Here is a 1,579-nt window from a genome sequence, read left to right as displayed (position 1 = left end):
GGCTACTCAACTGACCCAGAATTCGCGTATAGGCGCGAATTCTGGGTCATTTTTTAATCAATCGAATCGCGTCGGAGGTTTTCACACAGCCTGGACCCAAAGCCGCCGCTCGGGAAGGTCGGCAATCAGCCAGAATCGGCCTGTCGATAAAAACTTGATCAGCGCGCCCTCCTTACAACTCCATGCTTCTAGGCGGCGAACACATGTACTGCCATCAATTTGTTCAACGATGCTGCGTTTCACGCACAAATTCGATCAGCGCCTTTAGCGCTGGCGGTACGTGACGCCGGCTGGAGTAATAGATGAAAAACCTGCTTGGCAAGGCTTTCCAGTCTTCGAGGACTTCCTCCAATTGCCCCCGAGCCATGTATTCCCTTGCCATCTCCTCATACACGTACGCGATCCCGGCGCCGTCCTTCGCCGCTTGAATCATCATGGTGTCATCTTCCATTATCAACGGCCCTGCCACGGCCAGGCGCATGGGCTGCCCCTCGGCAAGCAAGATATTCCCACTTGTACAGTTTGCCGCTGGGAAAGCGTCGGCCAATGCAGGCGTGCTCAAGTAGCCTTTGCGGTGTATCCGGTGTCCCGTGCCTGCTGAGGTAACTGGGGGCAGCAACGGTAACAAATCCCTGGGGTGGGCCCACCGGGACGGCGATCATGTCACCAGCCAGGCTCTCGCCGAAGCGCACTCCGGCATCGAACCCTTTGTCGACGATGTCGCTCAACCCGTCATCGGCCACCAGCTCCACGTTGATGCGTGGGTAGGCTGCTGTGAACGCCGCCAGCAGTGGCGCAACGACGAGACGGGCAGCGGGCCGCGATACGTTCAATCGCAGCGTGCCGGTGGGAACTTCCTGTTTGAAGGTCAGCTCATGCAGCGCTTTGGCGACCTGGGCCAAAGCCGGAACCAACGTGGCCAGAAGTTAATTACCTGCTTCGGTAGGCGTGACGCTGCGAGTGGTGCGATTGAGGAGCCTGACCCCCAGCTTGCCTTCCAAGGCACGCATGGCGTGGCTGAGGGCTGACGCAGATACCCCTCGCTCGTCGGCGGCTTTACGAAAGCTGTGATGGCGAGCCACTGCGGCGAAGGCGTCGAGTTCGGAAAGGTCGCAAGGGGATTTCATGAATGCAGCTCAGCAGTTCAAACACGATTTGCTATCTTATCGTCGGTAACCTTTCAATGAATACGAGAGGTTTGCATGCAAAAGAATCGACTAGGTACATCCGAGTTGTTGATTTCGCCAATTGGAATGGGCACTTGGGCTGTAGTGGTCTAATGATTCCGGACACCCATTTAGGCGAGAATGCTCGCCATAGAGAGGTGTCTGATGACTAAGCAACGTCGTACCTTTTCCCCAGAGTTCAAGCGCGAAGCGGCCAGCCTGGTACTCGACCAAGGCTACAGCCATATCGATGCCGCCCGTTCGCTTGGGGTGGTGGAGTCGGCCCTGCGTCGATGGGTTAAGCAGCTTCAGGAAGAGCGAAATGGTGTGACGCCGACCAGTAAAGCGCTGACGCCCGAACAGCAAAAAATCCAAGAATTGGAAGCCCGGATCAATCGATTGGAACGGGAAAA

General features: G+C 56.6%; 1 protein-coding gene and 1 pseudogene. One reads left to right on the top strand and one right to left on the bottom strand.

Annotated elements, in window-relative coordinates; translation table 11 throughout:
- Nucleotides 1-223: 223 nt before the first annotated feature.
- Nucleotides 224-1,127 (bottom strand): annotated as a pseudogene (locus tag EKA13_RS27125) (LysR family transcriptional regulator).
- A gap of 204 nt (nucleotides 1,128-1,331) precedes the next feature.
- On the opposite strand from EKA13_RS27125, the gene EKA13_RS27115 reads away from it, so the two are divergent.
- Nucleotides 1,332-1,579, top strand: a 248-nt coding sequence (locus tag EKA13_RS27115; protein WP_065762024.1) for a transposase, incomplete at its 3' end; no start/stop codon positions are given.

This window comes from Pseudomonas defluvii (genome assembly GCF_001695625.1).
GTDB lineage: Bacteria > Pseudomonadota > Gammaproteobacteria > Pseudomonadales > Pseudomonadaceae > Aquipseudomonas > Aquipseudomonas defluvii.
This window is presented reverse-complemented; position numbering and strand designations above follow the sequence as displayed.